The sequence below is a fragment of the Burkholderia sp. SJZ089 genome (assembly GCF_007828315.1).
Classification (GTDB): domain Bacteria; phylum Pseudomonadota; class Gammaproteobacteria; order Burkholderiales; family Burkholderiaceae; genus Burkholderia; species Burkholderia gladioli.
This window is the reverse complement of sequence record NZ_VIUM01000052.1, coordinates 1-3,451: the sequence shown is the minus strand read 5'-3', so window position 1 is coordinate 3,451 and position 3,451 is coordinate 1. Positions and strand designations below refer to the sequence as shown.

The window sequence follows — 3,451 nt, the reverse complement described above, 5'->3', positions numbered from 1 at the left end:
CTGCACTTATGTGGATAACGCACTTACGTGGAGCTTCGCCGGCGACCGGCAGCGAGGGGCGGGTCTCAGCTGCTGCTCTCCACATAACTGGCGCCGAGAGGCGTAGCTTGTCTCCGGGGATCTCCCCCAACTGGAGGCTCTATGTCTGCCCTCAACCAAGTTTTCGTCCGCGTGCATGCCCGATATGAACAGGATCGATACGTCGAGGATCTCGAGCGATTCGCGGCGTGGCTCCTGCGCTGCGGCTATCCCAACAAGTCTTGTCGAACACATCTCTATCGGGTTCAACAGGTGCTGCGCGCCATCAACACTGAGCCCGGTGTCGTCCTGCATGCCGACGTTCTTCAGCACGCGTTTCTTCGCCTCGCACGTCGACGCTGGAAGTACTGCCACACATACTCGACATACGCTGGTTATCTGCGTTCCATTGGTTGCATCCTCGAAACGCCCGCGTCTGTTGACGCAATTGATACATTGGTATGCGAGTTCTGCGAGCGCTTGACACGACGACGCGGCCTTGCTGTTTCTACCGTCGCCGGATATCGCCACTGGATCTCGGATTTCCTACGGCAAACGTTGCTACCCGGCCAATCGCTGGAGGAACTGCCGATTACAGGTCTGGAGTCCTACATTCAGCTTCGAGGCCACGGACTCGTCAGAACCACGTTGATGACCGCAATTCATTGCATTCGGGCGTTCTTGTTGGATTGCTACCGACGCGGATTGCTTCCGCAACGGTTAGACCAAATCGATGTGGCGAGGGGCTTTCGTCGCGATCTTCCACCGCGAGCGATGCCGTGGCCTCTTATTGAGCGTCTGCTGCAGTCCATTGATTGCCGTGATCGGGTCGGCCGACGCGACCACGCGATGTTGCATTTGATGGCCCACTACGGCTTGCGCCCGGGCGAGTTGACCTGTCTCACCCTCGACTCGATCAACTGGCGTGCCCGCACACTTACTGTGTGGCAGCCGAAGACGCAATCCACGCTGGTGCTTCCTCTTCACGACCAGACACTGAACGTCCTCCGCAACTATATCGATCTGGCCCGTCCGCAAACCGACTTTTCGTGGCTCTTCATTCGAGGCTCGGCACCACTCGCTCAGATGACCAAGTTCTCTGCCAGTTTCGTGTTCCGGACCCGGGCGCGACGTAGCGGATTGCCGCTCGCTGGATACTCGTCTTACTCCCTGCGTCATGCATTTGCACACCGCCTATTTCAACATGGCGTCGGGATGAAGGCGATTGGGGATTTGATGGGGCACCGGAGCCTGGTCAGTACCAGCGTCTATCTACGGCTCCAGTCCGAACTGTTACGCGAGGTGGCGCTGCAAGTCCCGAGCCTCGCGACGGGAGATGTCGCATGAGCAACAATCAACTGCAACCATCCACCTTCGCTCACGAGGTCGATGCTTACCTTCGCTATCATCGTGCGCTCGGCCTGCGGTACCGGGGTGTCGAGCATGTTCTATCCAATCTGGGACGTTATCTAGAACTGAACAGCGCACGGGATCTTGACGATCTCTTCTACGAGGGATGGCGACGTGCCCGGGTGGAACTCCACTCGAACTCCCGTCGCAAGGCCGAGCAGATTGTGCGGAGGTTCTGCCTCTACCGTCGGCGAACGAACCTGGAATTCTTTGTGCCCAGTGCCGATGCGTTTAGCTGCTTGCGTCCATATGTACGCCCTGTAATTGTCGAACCTGGACAGATCGCCCAGATGCTGGCCGCGGCCGACCGACTCGCGCCGCACAAGACTTCTCCTCTGCACCCAGCAGTCGCACGCATAGCGACAGTCCTGCTCTACACGGCTGGTCTGCGCTCCGGAGAGGTTCGGCGGCTATGCGTAGAGGATATCGAGGACAATGGCAGCCTGCTCCAAATCCGCGAATCAAAGTTTCACAAGTCTCGGCTGGTACCTCTTTCCGAATCGGCACAGGTTGAAGTACAGCGTTATCTGTGTCGCCGCGCGACATTCGCGGTTGGCTCATCGGATCAAGGTCCATTCCTCTGCAATCGATCGCGGGGCGTCATCCGCGCCTACAGTGCTCCGGGCTTCCAGAGTCTGATCCAGCGGCTATTCAAGCTCGCAGCCGTCGTCGACGGCGAAGGGCGCGTACCTCGCATCCATGATCTGCGGCATTCATTTGCCGTTCAGAACTTGATCCACGCTTATCGCACCCAAGGCGATCCTCAGGCGTTGCTGCCGAAGCTTTCGCTTTACCTCGGACATGTGTCAATCGAGTCGACAGTCCACTATCTCAAACTCGTGCCTGCCGTGGCGACGCTCGCATGCTCTCGCTTTGACGCAGCGTTCGGACAGCAGGTACTGGGAGAATAATCATGAAGCAATTGAGCCCTCCAGATCTCGGCCGTATCGTCGTTTCTTTCTTCGAGCAATACTTGCCGATGCAGCGCGGCATGAGTATCCACACGCTACGCAGCTATCGGGATGCGATCGTTTTGTGGATGCAATTCGCAGCGCGCGATGCCGGGCGGCGCCTTGAATCGCTCAGCATCGCAGACCTTACTGCCGAACGAGTCGAGCGCTTTCTCGACCACCTCGAAGCCGAGCGCGGAAATGGCGTAAGAACACGCAATGCCCGCCTCGCAGCATTGCATACCTTCGCGCGACATCTCGGTGCCCGGCATCCCGAACAACTCGGCCTGGTTCAGCGCATTCTCGACATCCCTTTCAAGCGGGGCGCGGCGGAAGTGCCGATTGACTATCCGGAGAGTGACGACATTCGGACGATGATGAGTCACATCGACCGCCGCTCACCAGCCGGCCAGCGGGACTATGCACTGTTCGCCCTCTTATTCAACACGGGGGCGCGAGTGCAGGAAGTTCTCAACCTCCGTGTTTGTGATCTGCGGCTTGATCCACCCGAACAGGTTCGCTTGTACGGCAAAGGCGAGAAGATTCGGATGTGTCCGTTGTGGCCGCGAACAGCGCAATTGCTCCGAGACCTCATCGCTACACAGATACCGAGTGGACCCGATTTCGCGACGGCCATCATATTCCGCAATCGCAATGGCGGGGCATTGACCCGATTCGGGGTTCGGTATCTCCTACGCAAGTATCTTCCGGACTATCGATCTGCGACGCAAGGACGACGAATCCATCCTCATGCTCTGCGTCACGCCACGGCGGTTCATCTACTGAAGTCTGGGGTCGAGTTCGCGACCATCAGTCAGCTCCTCGGGCATGCCAGCGTCACAACCACGATGCGCTATGCGCGCGCAGATCTCGACCTGAAGCGGCAGGCGCTCTCCCAGGTGTTTCCCGACTCCCTCGGCGTGCCAGCCGCAGGGCGCGTGCGATGGCATGGGGCGGAGCTAGTTCGATGGCTCAGAAGGTTGTGACATTTATGTGGAGTGGCAACCGCTCAGGCCGCTCATCGCGGCTCGACTACGGAGGCTGCTCCACATAAGCATGTTGTCCACATAAGT

General features: G+C 58.6%; 3 protein-coding genes. All 3 read left to right on the top strand.

The genetic code is table 11. From position 1 onward, the window contains the following. The first annotated feature begins 141 nt into the window (after positions 1–141). From FB600_RS37565 to FB600_RS36910, 3 genes are read left to right on the top strand one after another with little or no spacing between them, the layout of a single operon-like run. Entirely contained in the window at positions 142–1,365 is a 1,224-nt protein-coding gene (locus tag FB600_RS37565; RefSeq protein ID WP_222432932.1) for a tyrosine-type recombinase/integrase, read from the top strand. Then, positions 1,362–2,339: a tyrosine-type recombinase/integrase gene (locus tag FB600_RS36915; RefSeq protein ID WP_145758309.1), complete on the top strand. Its 978-nt coding sequence runs from the start codon at positions 1,362–1,364 to the stop codon at positions 2,337–2,339. The genes FB600_RS37565 and FB600_RS36915 overlap by 4 nt, the downstream gene beginning before the upstream one ends. Before the next feature lie 2 nt (positions 2,340–2,341). Continuing rightward, the gene (locus tag FB600_RS36910) at positions 2,342–3,364 is read left to right on the top strand and encodes a tyrosine-type recombinase/integrase (protein WP_145758310.1); all 1,023 of its coding nucleotides are present in this window, start codon (positions 2,342–2,344) and stop codon (positions 3,362–3,364) included. The last annotated feature ends 87 nt before the right edge of the window (positions 3,365–3,451 follow it).